Below are 19,917 nucleotides of genomic sequence, written 5' to 3'. Positions count from 1 at the left end.
CGGCCCCCGGCTATAACTCCCTTATTTCCCCCTTTCTCTCTATGAACGCGCCGTTGCGTCGATCATCGCCATCACCTGCCGAAACATCGCGCTTTCCGCATCCGCCAGCTCGTTGACCAGCGTAAAGTGATTGCAGTGGCGGTCGGCCAGCAGGTGGACGTCGAGGCCGCGCGCCAGGCAGGCGTCATAATAGGCCTGCGTCTGGTTTTTGAAGCCTTGGGTTTCGCGGTGGCCGACGTCGAGCAGGATCTGCGGCGCATGCGCTTTCGCCGGCAGCAAAAACAGCGGGCTGAGAGTTTGCGCCTGTTCGGGCGTCAGGTGCAGCCAGTCGTTGATGTAGATATCGCACAGCGGGCGCAGATCGTAGAGGCCGCTCAGCGCCAGCGCGCCTTTGATTGCATCGGGCGGCAGGCGATAGCGTTGCTGCCAGCCGTCGGCGATCAGCATGCCGCACAGGTGGCCGCCGGCCGAACTGCCGCTGACGAAAATGCGCGCCGGATCGATGCCGAACGGTGCCCCGTGATGATAAAGCCAGGCGATGGCGCTGCGCACCTCATGCACGATCTCCGCCAGCGTCGCTTCCGGCGCCAGCGTATATTCCAGCGTGGCGACCGCCACACCGCGGCGGGCGAACGCGGCGGCCATCGAGCAGGCTTCCTCTTTGCGCTGCGAATGCCAGTAGCCGCCATGGATAAAGATCAGCAGCGGGGCGGGCTGTGCGCTGGCCGGGAACAGATCGAGACGCTCGGCGGCGCTCATGCCGTAGCGCAGATCGTAAATGCCCGGCGTCTGCGCTTTGGCGCGCTGCGCCAGCGCGGCATAGTCCGCCATGCAGGCGTCAAAATCCTCCACCGAAGCGCGGGCGTTGTATTGCGCGGCGCGGGCGCTCAGGTCTTCAAACGTCAGATCGATGTTCATGCGTTTCTCCGGATTGTTATGCGTTATGTCTTCATCATCGTCCCGCAGGGGAAAAGATGTTTGATCTCCGGTGCGCACAATTGCGGCTTCTCCAATGCTGTTATCTGCTGTATATTGCCGTTTTATGCATTTTTTAATGCGGAATAATCCCATGCACAAAGCGGCACGACAGCGCCATTTACTGGATTTGCTCAGCGAACGCGGTCAGGCGGCGGTGGCGGAATTGGCCAGCGCCATCGGTGTTTCGGTCGATACCGTGCGCCGCGACTTGGCCGATCTCGAGCGGCAGGGGTTGGCGCAGAAACATCACGGCGGCGCGATAGCGCTCGAACCGTCCGGCATGCCGCGCCAGGCGCGCGCGGCGCTGTTGCCGCTGGTCAAGCAGCGGCTCGGCCGCGCGGTGGCCGCGCAGATCCCGCCCGGCAGTACCCTGATGCTGGATGCGGGCAGTACGCTGTTGGCGGTGGCGCAAGCGTTGCGCGGCCCGGCGACGGTGATCACCGCCTCGCTGGATATCGCGCAGTGCCTGAGCGATAAGCCGGAGATCCAACTGATCCTGCTCGGCGGCCAGTGGGACGCGCGCCAACGGCTGTTCGCCGGCAGCGCGACGCTGGCGTTGCTGGAACGCTACCGCGCGGACATCGCTTTGCTGGGCGCCTGCGCGGTGCATTCTCAGCTGGGGCTGAGCGCCGGCGAAGAGGCTGATGCAGAGGTTAAACGCGCCATGCTGGCCAACAGCGGCGAGCGCTGGCTGGTGGCCGACCATATGAAGCTGGATCGCTGCGAGCCGCATCACGTGGCGGATCTGGCGCAGATCCAACGCCTGTTTACCGATCGCCCGTGGGATAACCTGGACGAGCAATCAATGATTGAACTTTGTGTCGTCGCCGACGACCGCTAGAGGAGAACCCTGATGAACGATAACGCTCAACCGTTGCAGGTGGCGCTGATTGGTTACGGCTTTGTCGGCAAGGCGTTTCATGCGCCGCTGATTAACGCGGTGCCGGGTCTGGTGCTGAGCGTGGTGGCTTCGCGCGATGCCGCCAAAGTCCATGCCGATCTGCCGCACGTGCGCGTGATCGCCGATCCGCTGGAGGCGATCCGCTTGCCGGAAGTGGACCTGGTGGTGATTGCTTCGCCGAACGCCACCCATGCGCCGCTGGCGCTGGCTGCGCTGGAAGCGGGCAAGCACGTGGTGGTGGATAAGCCGTTTACGCTGGATTTGGCGCAGGCGCGCACGCTGATTGCCGCGGCGGAGAAACACGGCCGTCTGCTGTCGGTATTCCAGAATCGCCGCTGGGACAGCGATTTCCTGGGCGTGAAGCAGGTGATCGAGCAGGGACTGATCGGCAAGGTGACGCACTTTGAGTCGCACATCGATCGTTACCGCCCCGAAGTGCGGGTGCGCTGGCGCGAGCAGAATCTGCCGGGCAGCGGGCTGTGGTTCGATCTGGGGCCGCACATGGTCGATCAGGCGCTGCAGCTGTTCGGTTTGCCGCACAGCGTGCAGGCCAACATCGCCACGCTGCGCGCCAATGCGCAGATCAATGACTGGGCGCATGTGGTGCTGAACTACCCGACGCACCGCGTGATTTTGCATGGCAGCATGCTGGTGGCGGGCGGCGTCGCGCGCTTTACCGTGCACGGCGATAAAGGCAGCGTGGTCAAAGCGCGCGCCGACGGGCAGGAGAGCCAACTGCTGACCGGCGTAACGCCGGGTTCGGCTGAGTGGGGTAAAGACGACGACGCGATGAGCTTGTTTATCGGCACGGAACCGGTGCGCACGCTGCCGACGCCGGATGGCGATCAGCGCCAATATTACGTCCAGGTGCGTGACGCGCTGCGCGGCGCCGGCGCCAATCCGGTCACCGCTTCGCAGGCGCTGGCGGTGATGGCGGTGCTGGAAGCGGCCACGCTGGCGGCGGAAACCGGCGTAACCCAAACGCTGCCGCTCACCGAGGCGGAGATCGCCGCCTGGTAACGCATCGCGCCAGATAAGGCGTCAGATGCATTGATACAGTGCATCGCATGCGTCTTCCGCCATCCCAGCCCCTGACATAGGCTAAGCCTCAGTCTATGTCAGGAGTGCTTATCATGTTATCCCATCCCTCGCCGCAGGGCATCCGCGGCATACTGGCCGCACTTTCTCTGTGTATGCTGCTGTCATCGCTCGGCATCAGCATCGCCAACGTCGGGCTGCCGGCGCTCGCCACCGCATTCCATGCCTCGTTCCAGGCAGTGCAGTGGGTGCTGCTCTGCTATTTGCTGGCCGTCACCACCTGCATCATCGGCATCGGCCGCTTGGGTGACAGCCTCAATCGCCGCCGCCTGCTGCTGGCGGGCATCGCGCTGTTTACCGCCGCTTCGCTGGCTTGTGCGTTGGCTCCGCAGCTGTGGCTGCTGCTGGCGGCGCGCCTGGCGCAGGGGCTGGGGGGCGCAGTCATGATGTCAATCACCATGGCGCTGGCGGGCGAGGCGCTGGGCACGGAAAAGATCGGCCGCGCGATGGGGCTGCTCGGCACTATGTCGGCCGTGGGCACCGCGCTGGGGCCGTCGTTGGGCGGCGCGCTGATCGCCGGCTTCGGCTGGCGAACGATATTCCTGATCAACCTGCCGCTGGGGCTGCTGGCGCTGTGGCTCGCCTGGCGATACTTGCCGGATGGGGCGCGGGCGGCGACGCGCCCTGAACCGTTCGACCGCGCTGGCACGCTGCTGCTGGGCGGCGCATTGCTTTGCTACTCGCTGGCGATGACTCTGGGACGCGGTGATTTCGGCGCGCTTAACCTGGCGTTGATGTTGGGCGCTCTGTTGGCGGCAGGGTTGTTTATCCGCGTGGAACGCCGCGCCGTGTCGCCGCTGTTGGCGCCGACGATGTTTCGCCATCCGGCCCTGACGGCGGGGCTGGCGGCCAGCGCGTTGGTCATGACGGTGATGACCGCCACGCTGGTGGTCGGGCCGTTTTATCTGTCGCGCGCGCTGGGGTTAAGCGCCGCGCAGGTGGGGCTGGTGATGTCGGCGGGGCCGGCGGTGGCGATCCTGACCGGTATTCCGGCGGGTTATCTGGTGGATCGCTTTGGATCGCAACGCATCGCCCAGCTTGGGCTGGCGGCAGTGGCCGCCGGGGCGGGATTGCTGTCGCTGCTGTGCCGCTGGGGCGTACTCGGCTATGTCGCGCCGATCGCGCTGTTGACCGCCGGTTATGCGCTGTTTCAGGTGGCCAACAACACGGTGCTGATGAAGGACCTGTTTCCCGAACGACGCGGGTTGATCGCCGGCATGGTCAATCTGGCGCGCAATCTGGGGGCGATCACCGGCGCGTCGGCGATGGGGGCGCTGTTTTATCTGGCCTCGCAGCGGGTGGCGGGCGCCGCGGCGGCCGCGGCTTACGGCATGCGCGTCACCTACGGCGCGGCGGCGTTGCTGGCGTTGGCGGCATTACTTATCGCCTTCGGCGGCCGCCGACTGGCGCTGCGTTATGACGCGCGCTGAACGGCGTAGCGTTCTTGCACGAAACCGTTGTCCGACTGGGTGACGGCGAGCAGACGCAGGCGCTGCTCAGGGGCATCGGCGCCGAACAAGGGAATGCCGCCGCCCAGCAGCAGCGGCACGCGCGTAATCGTCAATTCGTCGATCAACCCGGCCTGCAGGAAACGCTGCACGGTCTGGCCGCCGTCGATATACAGGTGACGGCAGCCGGCCTCGGCCAACCGCGCCACGACGCTGGCCGGTTCGCCGCTCATCCAGCGGACAGGCTCTGCGCCGTGCGGTGCGGATTGCGTCGACAGTACCACCACCGGCAGTTCTCCATAGGGCCATTCGGGAAAGGCGCGGACTTTTTCATAGGTATGGCGGCCCATCACCAGCGCGTCGATGTCGGCGATAAACGCTTCAAAACTCAGGCCATTGAGCAACGACACCGCGTACTCGGGCCGCAGCAGCCAATCGATGTCGCCGTCGGGGCCGGCAATGAATCCGTCTACGCTGGTGGCGATGTAAACCGAGCATTTCATCAGGCGAGATCTCCGCGGTAAACCACATGGACCTTGTTGCCGTCGGGATCGCGCAGGTAAGCGCCGAAATAGCCTTTGCCGTAGTGCGCGCGCTCGCCGGGTTCGCCTTCACTGCTGCCACCCGCCAGCAGGCCGGCGGCGTAGGCGCGTTTAACCGCCAGCTCGTCGGCGGCGAGAAAGGCCAGCATGCTGCCGTTGCCGGCGCTGGCGGGCTGTCTGTCGAAGGGTTGGTAGGCATAAAACCGCGGCAGCGTTTGGCCCGGCATCACCCAGCAGCGGGCGGCGGGGCCGCCGTCCGGCGTCACTTCCCGCCGTTGTAAACCCAATGGCAACAAAATGGCGTCGTAGAACGCGGCGGCGGCGTCCAGATCGCTGACGCCGACGGTAATATGGCTGAACATGGCGCGTTTCCTTTCCCAAGAGAGAATAATGAACGGATAAAACAGTAGCAGCGATAGCGCAGGATGGACAGACCGCGGTGGAGGATTCGGATTAGGGACGCGCGCAGGGGGGCAAAGCGCGCTTCACGGTTTGTGGGGCGGGCCGCCTCAATTGCTCTCTACGCGAGGATTGGCGTGGGTCGGCTGGCTGGGATAATCCACCTGATGCTTGTGCAGATAATCGCGTATCAGCTGGCGCACCACCTGGGAAGGGGTGACATCCTGCTGCAGGCACAGCTCTTCCAGGGCTTTCTTCTTGTCCGGGTCAATCAGCACCGTTAGCCGCGCCGTTTTCTTTTCCATCAGGATCCTCCAGAGAATGATGACTGAATGATAATACCATGTGAGCGAAGCGGCCAGCCAGACCGCGCCGCCGCTCGTCTTTAGCGGAAATGCAGCCGCTCTATCTTGCGTGACAGGTAGCCGAGTTCGCAGTTGAACAGCTCGCCGCTGCCGGCGGCCAGCGTGCGCAGCGTGCTGAGCGGCAGCGACACCTGGGCCGGCGTAGCATAAATGATCACGTTGCCGCTGGGGGCGATGCAAAACAGCACGGTGGCGAATATCCGGTGCAGGCTGTGGTACAGCAGGCTGTTTTCGTCGGGCAGATCGTGGTAATTCAGCACCAGCCAGCCCCCGTCATTCAGCCGCGCGGCGCAGTTCTCCAGGAATGTCTGGGTGCCTTGCTGCGGATCCATGGCGAACGCCGAATAAAGATCGGAGAAAATCAGATCGTAACGCGTTTCGGCGGGCGGGCGCACGAAGTCCATGGCGTCGGCGGTGCGCAGGCTGATGGTGTCGGTGGCCGGCAGCGTAAAATAGCGGCGCGCGACCGCGATCACCGCGGCGCGCAGCTCAACGACCTCCAAGCGCATAGCCGGATCGAGCGCGTGCAGCGCACGCAGCAGGCTGCCGCCGCCTAACCCCAGGATCAACGCCGACGTCGGCGGCTGCCAGGCCACCGCCATCAGCATCGCTTTGATGTAGTTGTGGATCGGCTGCGCGGGGTTGCTGAGGCTCATCTTGCTTTGCTCGCAGATGCCGTCAAACCGCAGCGTGCGGTAGTCCTTGTGATCGGAAACGATGATTTCGCCCCAGGCGTCGGCTTCGCGAGCGATCACCTGGCCACGCGGGGAGAAATCGAGGGTTCTGAGTAAGCTGTCAACCAGAGACATGGTATTCGCAGGGCTCCTTTGGCAAGCGGCCTGTTTACTTACGGGCGCACATGAAATCGGCGGTGCAAATGCGCCGGCCATCGATGCTGGCACGGCCGGTGAAGCGGGCGATCGCGCCGCGCCGGCGTACAAAGGCGACCTCCATCAACACCTGGTCGCCGGGACGGGCGGCGCGATAAAACCGCGCCCGCTGAATGGAAGCGAAGTAGTAATGTTCCCCTTCGTTAAGCGCCCCGAGATAGTAATGCGCCAGCAGACCGGTGCTTTGCGCCAGCGCTTCCACCAACAGCACGCCAGGAAAACCGGCGAAGCGCGCATGGCCGCTCCAGAACGTCGGCTCATTGGCGGTGATGTTCTTGATGGCGCTCAGCCGCCCTTCGGCGATGCAGGTGCCGGCGGGCAGCACGCGATCGACCAACAGACAGGGATAGCGATGAGGCAGAATCGCCTGAATATCGTGGAATTGCAGGGGGTGACCATGTAATGGCATGGGGGAGCGTGATCCTGTCTGCGGCGAATCCGGCGCGATGGCCGGCGTTCGGTCCATAATGAGTGTAATGACATTATAATAAAATTATCATCAGATGTGCCAGATGAAAGACATGACGGCGACGACGGTTGGGAAACAGCGAAGGAGGGGAAGACACCCGATCCTGACGATCGGGCGTGGCGGCGCGTTTAGTGCTTGGAGCGGGTCACTTTGTCCAAATAACCCATCACGAAGGCGGAGAGCACGAAGGTGAGGTGGATGATCACATACCACATCAGCTTGTTGTCTGGCACGTTCTTGGCGTCCATAAACACCCGCAGCAGATGGATGGACGAGATGGCGACGATAGACGCGGCGACTTTGTTTTTCAGCGAGGTGGCGTCCATTTTGCCCAGCCAGCTCAGCTTTTCTTTGCCTTCGGTGATATCCAACTGCGAGACGAAATTTTCGTACCCGGAGAACATCACCATCACCAGCAGCCCGCCGACCAGCGCCATGTCGACCAACGACAGCAGGGTCAGGATCAGATCGGCTTCAGCGACGGAGAAAATGTTGGGCAGGACGTGCAGGATCTCCTGAAAAAATTTGATAGACAGGGCGACCAGGGCCAGTGAAAGGCCGAAATAAACCGGCGCGAGCAGCCAGCGGGAGGCGTACATCGCGTTTTCTAGCAAGCGTTCCATCATAAAATTGTTTTGAATGCGTAGCAAAAAGGGCGCTCAGTATAGCGCAAGAGGCCTGGGTGAAATCAACCGCTTGCGCCAGTAGAGGGCGATATCAGGCCGCTACGCGTGCCGTTTTACGCCCGCAGCGGATCCACAGCGCCACGGCCCCCGCCGCGGTTGCCAGCGCCACGACGCCCGGCCAGCCCGCGCTTGCCAGAATGCGGCTGCCGAGGGCGGCGCCGGTCGCCATGCCGATGAATACGCCGGTGAACAAGAGGGCGTTCAAGCGGCTGCGGGCCGCCGGATCAAGACCGTAGACGATGGTCTGGTGTGCGATCAGCGTCGCCTGGATGCCCAGATCAAATCCGACGGTGCTCAGCGCAATGAGCGCCAGCTGCGCCGGGAGCGGCAACAGCGGAAGCAGAAACATCAGGGCGAAGGCGGCCAGGACCAGTGCCGCGCCGATGCGGGTCACGGCGTCAGGGCCGTGCCGATCGGCCAGGCTTCCCGCCAACGGCGCCGCCAGCGCCCCCGCCGCCCCCGCCAGACCAAACGCGCCGGCCGCCGTGCTGCCGATCTGGTAGCGCTCCGCCAGCATCAACGCCAGCGTTGACCAGAAAGCGCTGAAGCCCAATGACAGAAAGCCTTGCGCCAGCGTTGCACGCTGCAGCTCGGGATACGCGGCCCACAGATGCCCCAGCGAGCGCAGCAGCACGGGGTAACTCAGCGCGTTATGGGGGCGAAGACGCGGCAACATGCGCCAGATAGCCAGCGTGATCGGCAAAACGCCCAGCGCCGCCAGCGCGTAAACGCTGCGCCAGCCGGCGAACTCGGCGAGCGCGCCGCTGAACACGCGCGACAGCAGAATACCGGCCAATAGCCCGGTCATCACCGCGCCGACGGTTTTGCCGCGGCTGGCCTCCGGCGCCAGCGTGGCGGCGGCGGGGATAATGTCCTGGGCGACGGTGGCGGTCAGGCCTATCGCCAGGCTGCTGAGCAACAACAGCGGGAATGAGGCGGCAAACGCGCAAAACAGCAGCGTCAGCGTCAGCAGCGCGCCTTTGATCAGAATGATCCGCCGGCGATCGTACCGGTCGCCCAGCGGCGCCAACAGTAAAATGCCCAACGCATAACCCAACTGGGTCAGCGTCGGCACCATGCCGGCATCGGCGACGCCGGCGTGGAAATCGGCGCCCATCATGCCGAGCATGGGCTGGCTGTAATAGATTGAAGCGACGCTGAGGCCGGCGCCGGCGGCCAGCAGAAACACGACGTTGGTGGACGGGGCGCCGTTGGTGGCGGTGGTGCTCATGGCAAAGATCCCTGCAAAGTGAATGTGCGGCCATTTTTACCGCTTGCTTCATTCCGCTGTAGCCCCCTCGCAGGTAAAACTGTTATACACTTAACGTATGAATAAAATTAATTTACCCAACGGCGACCGCATAACTTTGCTGCATACGCTGGTGCGCATCGTCGAAAGCGGCAGCCTGTCGGCGGCGGCGCACCAGCTGGGCACCTCACAACCGACGATCAGTCGGCGTCTGCAGGCGTTGGAGCAGCTGCTGGGCGCCAAACTGATCCAGCGGACGACTCACGCCCTCAAACTGACCGACGACGGCGAGCGCTGTTACCGCCAGGCGCGGGGGCTGATCGAACAATGGCAAAGCCTGGAAGAAGGGCTGGGCGGCGCGCGCGACGAACCGGTCGGGGTGTTGCGCGTGCGGGCGCCGCACGCTTTCGGCCAGGATCAGCTGATCGGTCCGTTGGGCGAGTACTTGCGGCGCTACCCGCAAACTTACGTTGAGTGGACGCTGAACGATCATTCTCCGGACTTTATTCCCGAAGGCGTGGATTGCGCCATTCACGTCGGTGCTGTGACCGATCCGTCGGTCGTGGCGGTATTGCTGGCGGAGGTGCCGCGCAGCACGGTAGCGTCGCCGGCGCTGCTGAAGAGCCGAGAACCGGTTCGCTGTCTTGACGATTTGGCGCGGTTGCCGTGGCTGGCGTTGAACAGTTTTTATCGCAATGAAGTGGTGCTGACCCATGTTGAGCGCGGCGAGCAGGGACGGTTCGATATCACGCCAAGGTTGAGCACCGACAGCCTGTACGCGGTACGCAAGGCGGCGCTGGAGGGGCTGGGCGTCGCGATTGTCTCCTCCTGGCTGGTGCGGGACGATGTGGCCGACGGGGCGCTGCAAACCGTGTTGCCGGCCTGGCGCGCCGCGCCGCTGCCTATCTACCTGCTGTATCCCTACGCCAGCTATTACCCGGCTCGCCTGCGCAAGTTCATGGAAATGATGAAAGAAGTGATGCCGCGCATTCTCGGCGCGCGGCCGCCGGCGGCGGGCTGACGCCGTTCAGTGCCGGGCTTTTTTGCCGTCGTTGTGGCCGAGGGAACGCTCGGGAAAGCTGTGATCGCGCAGCCGCTGCTTTAACTGCGCCGCATCGGGGAAGCCGCCGTCAATTTTGCGATCCCAAATCATCACGCCATCGACGCTGATTTGATACACCCCGCCGGTGCCCGGCATCAGGGTGACGGAGGCGAGATCGTCGCCGAAGGTATTGAGCAGCTCTTGCGCCATCCAGCCGGCGCGCAGCAACCAATTGCATTGTGAACAGTAGTGAATCGTAACGGCGGGGGCATTTTTCATCGTTGATCGACCGGTTAGTGGTGACGGCTTGCAATCAGCCTGATGGCTCGCAAGCGATGGTGGCTGTGTATCGCCAAATAGTCAAGCGCCTGCGGAAGCCGCGAGGCGCGGATAACGATGACGGTCGCTATGGCTTGCTTTTGGCAAACCATTCGACCCCGCGCAACATGCCCGCCCAGTAAAATTTGGGTAAAAACCAGGCCTTCAGCCACCATGCCATACGGCTGGGATGCGTGTTGTCGAACAGAGGAAAGGTGGGGAGCAATTTACTGTCGTAACCAAACTCCGCCAGAACAACCTTGCCTTTCTCTACCGTCAATGGGCAGGAGCCATAACCATCATACCGTGCCGCATCAGGAGCGCCGTTAAGCTGCGCCGCGATGTTCTCTGCCACCACCACCACCTGTTTGCGAGCCGCCGCCAGGGTTTTGGCATTTGGCGTGGCGCAACAGTCGCCAACCGCAAAAATCGTCTGCCACTGCTTATGCCGTAGGGTGAATTTATCCACGTCGCACCAACCTGACTCGTCAGACAACCCACTTTGCGAAATGAACGCCGGCGCAGATTGCGGCGGCACTACGTGCAGCATATCGAAGGGCAGTGTCACTTCGCGTTTGCCTTCTTCATCACCGTCCAGAGAAAAGGTCGCTTGCCGACGCTGCCCATCAACGCGAACTAAATTATGCCGGAAGTTGACCTGTGCGCGGTATTTTTTCAAGTAATGGGTCAGCGGAGGAACAAATTGCGGCACGCCGAATACCGCCGCGCCCGCCAGGCAAAAATTGACGTTAATATTATTAAGGACACCTTGTCGCCGCCAGTGATCGCATGAAAGGTATAAGGCTTTTTGCGGCGCGCCGGCGCATTTTATCGGAATTGGTGGTTGAGAAAATATCGCCTCGCCGCCTTGCATTTCACGAACCAGTTTCCAGGTGTATTCCGCAAGATCAAAACGATAATTAGAGGTGACGCCATTCATTCCCAACGTTTCTTCAAGACCCTCTATTTTATCCCAACGTAAAACGAGGCCGCAGGCAACAATAAGGAAGTCGTAGTTTATTTTCTGCCCTTGGCGGGTCTCGACATATTTTGGGCCGGGCTCCACTCTGACCACGCTATCCTGAATCCATGCGGTTCCTGGGGGGATGACGGCGCGCATGGAACGCCGCGTTTCATTGATATCAAAAAGCCCGCCGCCCACCAGGGTCCATGCCGGTTGATAATAATGACAGTCGCCAGGTTCAATTACCGTTATATCAATGCCTTTAACTCGCTTCCTTATGCTTGCCACGACGCTTATTCCAGATGAACCACCGCCAATAACAACAACTTTTTTCTGGGTGTTTATTTTTTCCGGTTTCATGCAGGCCTCCTTTCATAAGAAAGTAGGGGGTTAATGCCCAGATTAAAAGGGAATTCATAGAACTTATGGTTATATTGAAAATCACATATTCGATTTAGCTATATGTAATAGCTAAATGTAATAAGTTATTTGACAATCAATGCGAACTGATCGTTAATAAATGCCACAAACACCGTTCAGGAATTAACGCATTGGATTTTTTCCATTTTACTTTTTATACCCTGATGTTATTGGTGATAACCGGAGGAATAGTCGGATTTCTCTTGGCCCTGACAGGCGGAGGCGGCTCCATCGTTTGTGTGCCGCTGCTGCTGTATATGGTGCAAATCCCGGATACGCATTTGGTGATAGGCACCAGCGCCATGTCCGTCGCCGTCAGTGCGCTGCTCAACCTTTTTGCGCACGCCGCCAAAGGAAACGTCCGGTGGCGAACCGGCATTGTCGTGTCGCTGGTCGCGGTGGCAGGAACGCTGGCAGGTTCACAGATGGGAAAAATCACGGACGGGCGCTATCTAACCCTGCCTTTCGCTTTGCTGATGCTGATTGTCGCCGGATTAACGCTGAAAAAAAATCACCGGGCCGGCAACGGGTTGGCTTCCCCGGATGCAACCTTTCATCCCGCCATCGTGTGGCCCAGCGTGTTGGCGCTCGGCGCGGTGGCCGGCTTTCTGGGTATCGGCGGCGGATTTTTAGTGGTGCCGGCGCTGCTCTGGTTTTTCCGCTTTTCGCTGCTTGAAGCGGTGGCCACCTCGCTGGTGGTGGTTTCTGCCATGGGTTTATCGACGAGCGCAAGCTATGCCTTGTCCGGCAAGGTGTCGCTCGTCATCACGTGCTGGCTGATCGTCGGCGGTGTTCTGGGGGGCGTCGTGGGGGTTGCGCTCACCGAACGCCTGAAGAAACGCGAGGACATTATCCGTGTGCTCTACGCCGCCATGCTCTTGGTGCTGGCCCTTTATATGCTTTTTAAAAGCTTATAAGACAGAAGGAAAAAATATGCGCATCCGTACATACCATCATCAGCTCTCCTTTTCGGGGGCGCCCGCAGCGAGTGATTTCGCTACCCTGCATCAACAAGGCTACCGGCTTATCGTCAACAACCGGCCAGATGAAGAACCGGGGGAGCATCTATCCCATCAGCAAGAGAAAACGCTGGCTGAAGGCATGGGCATAGACTACGTCTATCTTCCTTACACGTTCGACACGCTGACCTGGGAGACCGTTTATACCTTCCATTACCTGTTGCGGCGAGGCAAGAAGACCCTGGCGCACTGCCGGAGCGGGGCGCGCTCAGCCTGCCTTGCTCTGCTGCATGCGCTGCGCGAAGGGCGGATCGATGAAGCGCGATTCCGCAGCCAATGCGAAGAATATGGCGCGGATGCCGATAAGGCGCTCAGCTGGTATCGCCGGCATCAGTCCGTTCAGTCTCATGCGCAAGTGCACGCATTTTATGAGCCGGAAAGCGGCAGCCTGCAGTATGTCGTCGCCGATCCCGAGGCGCGTCGCTGCGCCATCATCGACCCGGTACTGGATTTTGACCGCCGATCGGGCACGGTATCGCATCAGCAGGCGCACACCATTTTGAGCTTTATCCGGCAGCAAGGATGGGGCGTGGCCTGGGTGCTGGATACGCACCCGCATGCCGACCATTTTTCTGCCGCAACCTGGCTGGCGCAGAAAACCGGCGCCCTCAGCGGCATAGGCGAAAAAATCACCGCCGTGCAGGGGCTGTGGCAAGACATCTATAATTTGAAGGAACTGCCTCCCGCCGAGACCGTGTGGGATGCGCTGTTTGCGGATGGGGACGTCTTTTTTATCGGCAACCTGCGCGCTGAAGTCTTGCTGTCTCCTGGCCACACCCTGGCTTCCGTCACGTATCACATTGCCGATGCGGCGTTTATTCACGATACGTTTTTCATGCCTGACAGCGGCACCGCAAGGGCCGATTTCCCCGGCGGAAATGCGGAAGCCCTGTGGGATTCGTTGCAGCGGATCTTGAGCCTGCCAGCGGATACCCGCCTGTTTACCGGCCACGATTATCGCCCGGCGGGGCGTGAGGCCCGCTGGGAAAGCACCGTGCGAGAGCAGCGCGAGAACAACCCCTGGGTGGCCAACATGGATAAAGCCCAATTTATCGCGCAAAGAAAGCAGCGAGACGCCACGTTGCCGCATCCGGAATTGATGCTGATGGCGCTGCAGGTCAACATTCGCGGCGGCGTTCTGCCTGATTGCGAAGATGATGGGCGGCACTACCTCAAAATCCCTGTTAATCGCTTCAAGGGGTAAATCAAGCCAGAGAGGCGCGATTGTTCACGGCTGCCAATCTCAAGGCGATCGCGCCGTCTGTTAATGGTTTTTTATGAAATAATCAGACTGATTCATATTTAATTATTTGTTTTTACACAAAACACGCGGCGCTTGCCCTCGCCGAATACAGTCACTACATTAACAACTGTACTTCCCACACTGCTAAGGAAAACACCATGAAAGCTGCCGTAGTGACGAAAAACCATACCGTAGACATTCAGGATAAAGTGCTGCGCCCGCTGAAGCACGGCGAAGCGGCGTTGAAAATGGAGTGTTGCGGGGTGTGCCACACCGATTTGCACGTGAAAAACGGCGATTTCGGCGAGGTGCCGGGCATTACGTTGGGGCATGAGGGCATCGGCGTGGTCTCCGCCGTCGGTGAGGGCGTCACCTCGTTAAAAGTGGGTGACCGCGCCAGCGTCGCCTGGTTTTACCAGGGTTGCGGCCACTGCGAATACTGCGTCAGCGGCAACGAGACCCTGTGCCGCTCGGTGAAAAACGCCGGCTACAGCGTTGACGGCGGCATGGCGGAAGAGTGCATCGTGGTGGCGGACTACGCGGTGAAAGTGCCGGACGGGCTCGATTCTTTCGCCGCCAGCAGCATCACCTGCGCCGGCGTCACCACCTACAAGGCGGTGAAGATTTCCGATATCAAGCCGGGGCAGTGGATCGCCATCTATGGCCTGGGCGGGCTGGGCAACCTGGCGTTGCAGTACGCCAAGAACGTGTTTAACGCCAAAGTGATCGCCATCGACGTCAATGATGGCCAGCTGGAGTTCGCCAAACAGATCGGCGCCGATCTGACTATCAACTCCAAAACGCAAAACGCGGAGGAGATCATTCAGCAGCAAACCGGCGGCGCTCACGCGGCGGTGGTGACGGCGGTGGCGAAAGCCGCCTTCAACTCGGCGGTCAATGCGGTGCGCGCCGGCGGTAAAGTGGTGGCCGTGGGGCTGCCGCCGGAGAGTATGGATCTGAGCATTCCGCGCCTGGTGCTGGACGGCATTCAGGTGGTGGGTTCGCTGGTGGGCACGCGCGAAGATCTGAAAGAGGCGTTCCAGTTCGCCGCCGAAGGCAAAGTGACGCCGAAAGTGACCAAACGGCCATTGGGCGATATCAACGCCATCTTCGAGGAGATGAAGGCGGGCACCATTCGCGGTCGCATGGTGATCGATCTCGGCATGGCGAAGTAGGCCACGCGAAAAAAGAAGGCCACCTGCGGGTGGCCTTCTTGTTATCTCATTACGCCGGCTTCAGAACAGGCCCAGCGGTTTGGCGTCGTAGCTGACCAGCAGGTTTTTCACCTGCTGATAGTGCGACAGCGCCGCCTTGTGGGTCTCGCGCCCGATGCCGGAGTTTTTGTAGCCGCCGAACGCGGCGTGCGCCGGGTACAGGTGGTAGCAGTTGGTCCATACGCGGCCGGCCTTGATCGCACGTCCCATGCGGTAGGCGCGGTTGATGTCGCGGGTCCACAGCCCGGCGCCCAGCCCGAACTCGGTGTCGTTGGCCAGCGCCAGGGCTTCGGCCTCATCCTTGAAGGTGGTGACGCCAATCACCGGCCCGAAGATCTCCTCGCGGAAGAAACGCATGCTGTTGTCGCCGGTGATCAGCGTCGGCTGCAGGTAGAAACCGTTTTGCACTTCGTCGCCGAGCTGAGCGGGCTCGCCGCCCGCAACGATTTTGCCGCCCTCGTTTTTAGCGATGTCGATGTAGGACAGGATCTTGTCGTACTGCTGTTTTGACGCCTGGGCGCCGATCATGGTCTCGGTGTCGAAGGGATCGCCCTGGCGGATGGTGGCGATACGCGCCAGCACTTTCTCCATGAACTGCGGGTAGATGGACTCCTGGATCAGCGCGCGTGAAGGGCAGGTGCAAACCTCTCCCTGGTTGAAAAAGCCCAGCACCAACCCCTCAACCGCCTTGTCGATAAACGCCGGCTCCGCCTGCATGATGTCTTCAAAATAAATGTTCGGCGATTTGCCGCCCAGCTCGACGGTGCTGGGGATGATGTTCTCCGCCGCACAGGCGAGAATGTGGCGGCCGACCGGCGTGGAGCCGGTGAAGGCGATTTTTTCGATGCGTTTGCTGCGCGCCAGCGCTTCGCCGGTCTCGGCGCCGAAACCTTGCACCACGTTGAGCACCCCCGGCGGCAGCAGATCGCCGATCTCTTCCATCAGCACGCTGATGCCGAGCGGCGTCTGTTCCGCCGGTTTCAGCACCACGCAGTTACCGCCCGCCAGCGCCGGCGCCAGTTTCCAGGCGGCCATCAGCAGCGGGAAGTTCCACGGGATAATCTGGCCGACCACGCCCAGCGGTTCATAGATATGGTAGGCCACGGTATTTTGGTCGATCTCCGCCGCGGTGCCTTCCTGCGCGCGCAGGCAGCCGGCGAAGTAGCGGAAATGGTCGACCGCCAGCGGCAGATCGGCATTCAGGGTTTCGCGGATCGGTTTGCCGTTGTCCCAGGTTTCGGTCAGCGCCAGCATCTCCAGCCGCGACTCGATGCGATCGGCGATGGCCAACAGCACATTGGCGCGTTCCTGCACGCTGGTTTTACCCCAGGCGTCCGCCGCCGCATGCGCCGCGTCAAGCGCCAGCTCGATGTCTTTGGCGTCGGAACGCGGGAATTCGGCGATCGGCTGGCCGGTCACCGGCGAGGTGTTGGTGAAGTAGTTGCCGGATACCGGTTCGACAAATTTGCCGCCAATGTAGTTGCCATAGCGTTGACGGAACGAAACCAGCGAGCCAGGCAAACCGGGGTGAACATATTTCATGTGAAGCACCTCTCTGCAGATGATAACCGGCGCTATTGCGCTGCGCCTGTGAGTGCGGCCTGTCGCCGCAGCACAGAGAAGCACGCCCCGTGCCAGATTAGCGACGGACGTAGCGTTATTTAAAAAATGGCTATTTATTAAAACGTTAAGCATTGATGAGGGTAGGCCAATCGAGCGGTGCCGCTGCCGCCGATGATTTTTTGTGTTCCGTGTCGCAACGCCTGATACACATCTATGATACATATTTGCAACACTTGCAGCCGGGGGAGAAACGCATGTTGCCTGACGATCGCTTGCTCACTGAGAGCGCCAGTTTGCTGACCCACCCGCTGGCGGAATCCTGGCAGCGCAGCCGCAGTTACGGCCTGACGCGCGCCGATCAACATATCCCGTTTATCAAAGCAGGTCTGCTCGAAGAACTGCGCAGCCGCAACGACTGGGTGCCGCAACGGGTACAGCCGCTGATCGAACAGTTGGGCGCGCAAATTACGCGTCAACCGGCCATCGTGGTGATCGCCGACGCCGACGGGCTGGTGTTGGAAACCCGTGGCAATCACGATTTTCTGCACAAGGCGTCGCGCTTTGCGCTGGCGCCGGGCAACCAGTGGGGAGAAGCGGAGCGGGGCACTAACGCCATCGGCACTGCGCTGGCGCTGGGCGCTTTCTGCGAAGTGCGCGGCGATCAGCATTTTCTCAACCAAAACGCCGGATTGAACTGCACCGCCGCGCCGATCTACCGGCCGGATGGCCATATTGCCGGCATACTGGATCTCTCTGCCCCGGCCCAGCGCCCGTATCCTGATGCGCAGCGTCTGATCATGCAGGCGGTGCGCCATATCGAACACCGCTGGGTCAGAAGCGCGATCGCCGATCGTCACTGGACGCTGCGCCTGCACGCCGACGCTGGGCGCCTGGGCAGCGCGCAGGAACTGCTGCTGGTGTTTCACGACGAAGTGCTGATCGCCGCCAATCGGCTGGCGATGGTCGAGTTCCAACTCTCGCCGGCCGCATTCGGCTCGCTTGAATTCGCTCAGCTGTTCCCCGATCTGTTGCGGCAACCCTCCGGCGCGCCGCGCCAGACGCTGGCCGGCAATCAACGGCACTATTATTCGCTGCTCGAGGCGCCCCAACGCCGCGTTAGCGCTCTGCGTTCGACGCCGCCGGCGGAACGGCACGACGAGCAGCATCAGAAAGCGTTGCGTATTCTCAACGCCGGCCTTTCTCTGTGCGTGACCGGCGAAACCGGCTGCGGCAAGGAGCACTTCAGCCGCCGCCTGTTTCAGGAAAGTCGCTGGCGCAACGGCAACTTTGTGGCGATCAACTGCGCGGCGCTGCCGGAACCGCTGATCGAGTCCGAACTGTTCGGCTATGCGCCGGGGGCGTTTACCGGTGCCAACCCCAAAGGCTATATCGGCAAGATCCGCGAGGCGGACGGCGGCGTGCTGTTCCTCGATGAAATCGGCGACATGCCGGCGGGCCTTCAAACGCGCCTGCTGCGGGTGTTGCAGGAGAAAACGGTCACGCCGCTCGGCAGCCGCAGCGCCTATGCGGTCGATTTCGCGCTGGTTTGCGCGACGCACCACGATCTGCATCGGCAGGTGCAAACGGGGGCGTTTCGCGAAGATTTATTGTATCGCATACAGGAATACAGCCTGCGCATCCCGCCGCTCAGAGAGCGGGCGCAATTGGAGGCGTTCATTCTGCAGCTGTGGCGGGAGCTGGGCGGCGAACGGCGCGACATTCGCCTGTTGCCGGAGGTGCTGGCGATGCTGGCGCGCTATCCGTGGCCCGGCAACGTGCGGCAATTGTTAAGTACGCTCAAGGTGCTGCTGGCGCTGGCGGACGATCGCGCGGTGATCACCCTGGACGATCTGCCGCAGTCGATCGCGGTACTGTCGCCGCGCCAGGCATGCGCCGACGCCGGCGGCGAGGATCTGCAGGCGGCGATCGACAGGGCGGGCGGCAATCTCAGCCGGGCGGCGAAGGCGCTCGGCGTTTCGCGCAGCACGCTGTACCGCAAGCTGGGGAGGCGAAGAGCGGCAGAGGAATGACGCTTATCGATTGACGGGCGATAAGGCCCCGCTGCGCGGGGCCTGTTTGTTGCTCTCTCAATCCCCCAGTCCCGGCGGGTTAATCTCGGAGTGGGCAATCTTCTCGTCGCTCTCCGCCCAGCGATCCAACACCTGCAGATAACTGCCGTTGGCGATGGCGCTGTTGAGCGAAGCCTGCACCGCGTCCACCAGGCCGTTGCCTTTCTTCAGCGTGACGGCGATGTTGGCGGTCTTCGGCCAGCCGCCGGGCACGATGCCCACCAGCCGGGTTTTACCGGTCAGCCGCGCCTGATAAGCGCCGGAGACGTTGGGCCCGAAGGTGGCGTCGGCGCGGCCCGACTGAATGGCCAGCGTGGAGGCGGCCTTATCGGTGACGTACACCGGCTGCAGCGGCGCTAATCCCTTGGCGCGGTTCTCCTTGTCCCAGGCCAGCAGTACCGCTTCCTGATTGGTGCCGGAATCGACGATGATCTTTTTACCGGCGATATCCGGCGCCGTTTTGATCTGGGTGATTTTACTGTCGGACTTGACGTAGAAGCCCAGCGTATCCTGCCGATAGGTGGCGAAATCGAATTTAGTCTTGCGTTCGTTGGTCACGGTGATGTTGTAAACCGCGGCGTCATATTTGCCGGAGGCCACCCCCAGCGGCCAGTCTTCCCACGACGTGGGCACCAGCCTGAGTTTCAGCCCCAAACCGTCGGCCACCAGGCGCGCGATGTCCGCCTCGCTGCCGATCACCGTTTTATTGTCGCGGGCGTACAGGCCGAACGGCGGGCCGCTGCCCAGCAGGGAAATGGCCACCGTCAGCGTGCCGGGTTCCACGAACCGGAAGCCGGCGGGGATTTTGGCCACGGCTTCGGCGCTCTTCACCGTGTGGATCGGCGTTTCGTTGGCGACGAGATCCACGCCCGGTGCGGCGGCGGCGGAAAAACTCAGCAGCGCCGCAATCACTATCATCTTTTTGCTATATATCATTATGTTAATTACCTTCATTATTATGGATGTCACACGGTCGTTGCACTATCTCTAAAGGCTGCAGATCTGTGAACGAACAAAATCAACTAACCAATCTTGGAAAA

20 protein-coding genes are annotated in these 19,917 nt (G+C 61.4%); 8 read left to right on the top strand and 12 right to left on the bottom strand.

The features are described from left to right. Nucleotides 1–39: 39 nt before the first annotated feature. Nucleotides 40–918, bottom strand: coding sequence for an alpha/beta hydrolase (locus tag ACUTQY_RS16160; RefSeq protein ID WP_046687020.1), 879 nt, complete (start codon nucleotides 916–918; stop codon nucleotides 40–42). Nucleotides 919–1,069: 151 nt separating this feature from the next. Here ACUTQY_RS16160 and ACUTQY_RS16155 point away from each other — a divergent pair, with 151 nt between their 5' ends. The 3 genes from ACUTQY_RS16155 to ACUTQY_RS16145 all read left to right on the top strand — a co-directional run bounded on the left by ACUTQY_RS16155 (nucleotide 1,070) and on the right by ACUTQY_RS16145 (nucleotide 4,407). After that, complete coding sequence (locus ACUTQY_RS16155; RefSeq protein WP_033643029.1) at nucleotides 1,070–1,819, top strand: DeoR/GlpR family DNA-binding transcription regulator; 750 nt, start codon at nucleotides 1,070–1,072, stop codon at nucleotides 1,817–1,819. 12 nt (nucleotides 1,820–1,831) lie between these two features. Further along, nucleotides 1,832–2,899 (top strand): oxidoreductase, encoded by a 1,068-nt coding sequence (locus ACUTQY_RS16150; protein WP_033643030.1) that lies wholly within the window; start codon nucleotides 1,832–1,834, stop codon nucleotides 2,897–2,899. 113 nt (nucleotides 2,900–3,012) lie between these two features. After that, on the top strand, nucleotides 3,013–4,407 hold the full coding sequence (locus ACUTQY_RS16145; RefSeq protein ID WP_128868950.1) for an MFS transporter: 1,395 nt from the start codon (nucleotides 3,013–3,015) through the stop codon (nucleotides 4,405–4,407). Here the strand turns inward: ACUTQY_RS16145 and ACUTQY_RS16140 are convergent. The 7 genes from ACUTQY_RS16140 to ACUTQY_RS16110 form a co-directional block, all read right to left on the bottom strand. Then, the gene (locus ACUTQY_RS16140; RefSeq protein ID WP_169539571.1) at nucleotides 4,392–4,928 is read right to left on the bottom strand and encodes a dihydrofolate reductase family protein; all 537 of its coding nucleotides are present in this window, start codon (nucleotides 4,926–4,928) and stop codon (nucleotides 4,392–4,394) included. The two genes, ACUTQY_RS16145 and ACUTQY_RS16140, sit on opposite strands and share 16 nt — an antisense overlap. Further along, nucleotides 4,928–5,329, bottom strand: coding sequence for a VOC family protein (locus ACUTQY_RS16135; RefSeq protein WP_015377846.1), 402 nt, complete (start codon nucleotides 5,327–5,329; stop codon nucleotides 4,928–4,930). Before ACUTQY_RS16135 ends, ACUTQY_RS16140 begins: the two co-directional genes overlap by 1 nt. 147 nt (nucleotides 5,330–5,476) lie before the next feature. After that, nucleotides 5,477–5,671: a ribbon-helix-helix protein, CopG family gene (locus ACUTQY_RS16130; protein WP_004928567.1), complete on the bottom strand. Its 195-nt coding sequence runs from the start codon at nucleotides 5,669–5,671 to the stop codon at nucleotides 5,477–5,479. Between the two features lie 80 nt (nucleotides 5,672–5,751). Then, nucleotides 5,752–6,540 (bottom strand): spermidine synthase, encoded by a 789-nt coding sequence (locus tag ACUTQY_RS16125; RefSeq protein WP_033643034.1) that lies wholly within the window; start codon nucleotides 6,538–6,540, stop codon nucleotides 5,752–5,754. A gap of 34 nt (nucleotides 6,541–6,574) precedes the next feature. Continuing rightward, nucleotides 6,575–7,030, bottom strand: coding sequence for a 3-hydroxyacyl-ACP dehydratase FabZ (fabZ, locus tag ACUTQY_RS16120; RefSeq protein ID WP_033643035.1), 456 nt, complete (start codon nucleotides 7,028–7,030; stop codon nucleotides 6,575–6,577). 188 nt (nucleotides 7,031–7,218) lie between these two features. Next, on the bottom strand, nucleotides 7,219–7,713 hold the full coding sequence (locus ACUTQY_RS16115; RefSeq protein WP_025302805.1) for a TIGR00645 family protein: 495 nt from the start codon (nucleotides 7,711–7,713) through the stop codon (nucleotides 7,219–7,221). Nucleotides 7,714–7,807: 94 nt separating this feature from the next. Continuing rightward, a complete protein-coding gene (locus ACUTQY_RS16110) occupies nucleotides 7,808–9,007 on the bottom strand; it encodes an MFS transporter (protein ID WP_046687022.1) in 1,200 nt (399 codons plus the stop codon). Between the two features lie 97 nt (nucleotides 9,008–9,104). Between ACUTQY_RS16110 and ACUTQY_RS16105 the strand changes: the two genes are divergently transcribed. After that, entirely contained in the window at nucleotides 9,105–10,046 is a 942-nt protein-coding gene (locus ACUTQY_RS16105; protein ID WP_046687023.1) for a LysR family transcriptional regulator, read from the top strand. A 6-nt stretch (nucleotides 10,047–10,052) separates the two neighbouring features. Here ACUTQY_RS16105 and ACUTQY_RS16100 read toward each other — a convergent pair whose 3' ends face one another. Then, nucleotides 10,053–10,346 (bottom strand): SelT/SelW/SelH family protein, encoded by a 294-nt coding sequence (locus tag ACUTQY_RS16100; RefSeq protein ID WP_033643038.1) that lies wholly within the window; start codon nucleotides 10,344–10,346, stop codon nucleotides 10,053–10,055. Between the two features lie 127 nt (nucleotides 10,347–10,473). Next, nucleotides 10,474–11,709 carry an NAD(P)/FAD-dependent oxidoreductase gene (locus ACUTQY_RS16095; protein WP_046687024.1) on the bottom strand — a complete coding sequence of 412 codons (1,236 nt, stop codon included), beginning with the start codon at nucleotides 11,707–11,709 and terminating at the stop codon, nucleotides 10,474–10,476. Nucleotides 11,710–11,900: 191 nt separating this feature from the next. Here ACUTQY_RS16095 and ACUTQY_RS16090 point away from each other — a divergent pair, with 191 nt between their 5' ends. From ACUTQY_RS16090 to adhP, 3 genes are all read left to right on the top strand, one after another. Then, nucleotides 11,901–12,686 (top strand): sulfite exporter TauE/SafE family protein, encoded by a 786-nt coding sequence (locus tag ACUTQY_RS16090; protein ID WP_033643040.1) that lies wholly within the window; start codon nucleotides 11,901–11,903, stop codon nucleotides 12,684–12,686. A gap of 16 nt (nucleotides 12,687–12,702) precedes the next feature. Next, complete coding sequence (gene blh / locus ACUTQY_RS16085; protein WP_033643041.1) at nucleotides 12,703–13,992, top strand: bifunctional sulfur transferase/dioxygenase Blh; 1,290 nt, start codon at nucleotides 12,703–12,705, stop codon at nucleotides 13,990–13,992. A gap of 197 nt (nucleotides 13,993–14,189) precedes the next feature. Further along, nucleotides 14,190–15,206: an alcohol dehydrogenase AdhP gene (gene adhP / locus ACUTQY_RS16080; RefSeq protein WP_033643042.1), complete on the top strand. Its 1,017-nt coding sequence runs from the start codon at nucleotides 14,190–14,192 to the stop codon at nucleotides 15,204–15,206. Nucleotides 15,207–15,266: 60 nt separating this feature from the next. On the opposite strand, the gene exaC is transcribed toward adhP, so the two are convergent. Continuing rightward, complete coding sequence (gene exaC / locus ACUTQY_RS16075; protein ID WP_342188375.1) at nucleotides 15,267–16,787, bottom strand: acetaldehyde dehydrogenase ExaC; 1,521 nt, start codon at nucleotides 16,785–16,787, stop codon at nucleotides 15,267–15,269. A gap of 275 nt (nucleotides 16,788–17,062) precedes the next feature. Between exaC and ACUTQY_RS16070 the strand changes: the two genes are divergently transcribed. After that, nucleotides 17,063–18,838 (top strand): sigma-54-dependent Fis family transcriptional regulator, encoded by a 1,776-nt coding sequence (locus ACUTQY_RS16070; protein WP_046687026.1) that lies wholly within the window; start codon nucleotides 17,063–17,065, stop codon nucleotides 18,836–18,838. A gap of 57 nt (nucleotides 18,839–18,895) precedes the next feature. Here ACUTQY_RS16070 and ACUTQY_RS16065 read toward each other — a convergent pair whose 3' ends face one another. Beyond that, nucleotides 18,896–19,813 carry an ABC transporter substrate-binding protein gene (locus ACUTQY_RS16065; RefSeq protein WP_089191740.1) on the bottom strand — a complete coding sequence of 306 codons (918 nt, stop codon included), beginning with the start codon at nucleotides 19,811–19,813 and terminating at the stop codon, nucleotides 18,896–18,898. Nucleotides 19,814–19,917: the final 104 nt, after the last annotated feature.

This window comes from Serratia sp. TSA_130.1, assembly GCF_052691795.1.
The sequence above is the reverse complement of the archived record's forward strand: the minus strand, read 5'-3'. Positions and strand labels throughout refer to the sequence as shown.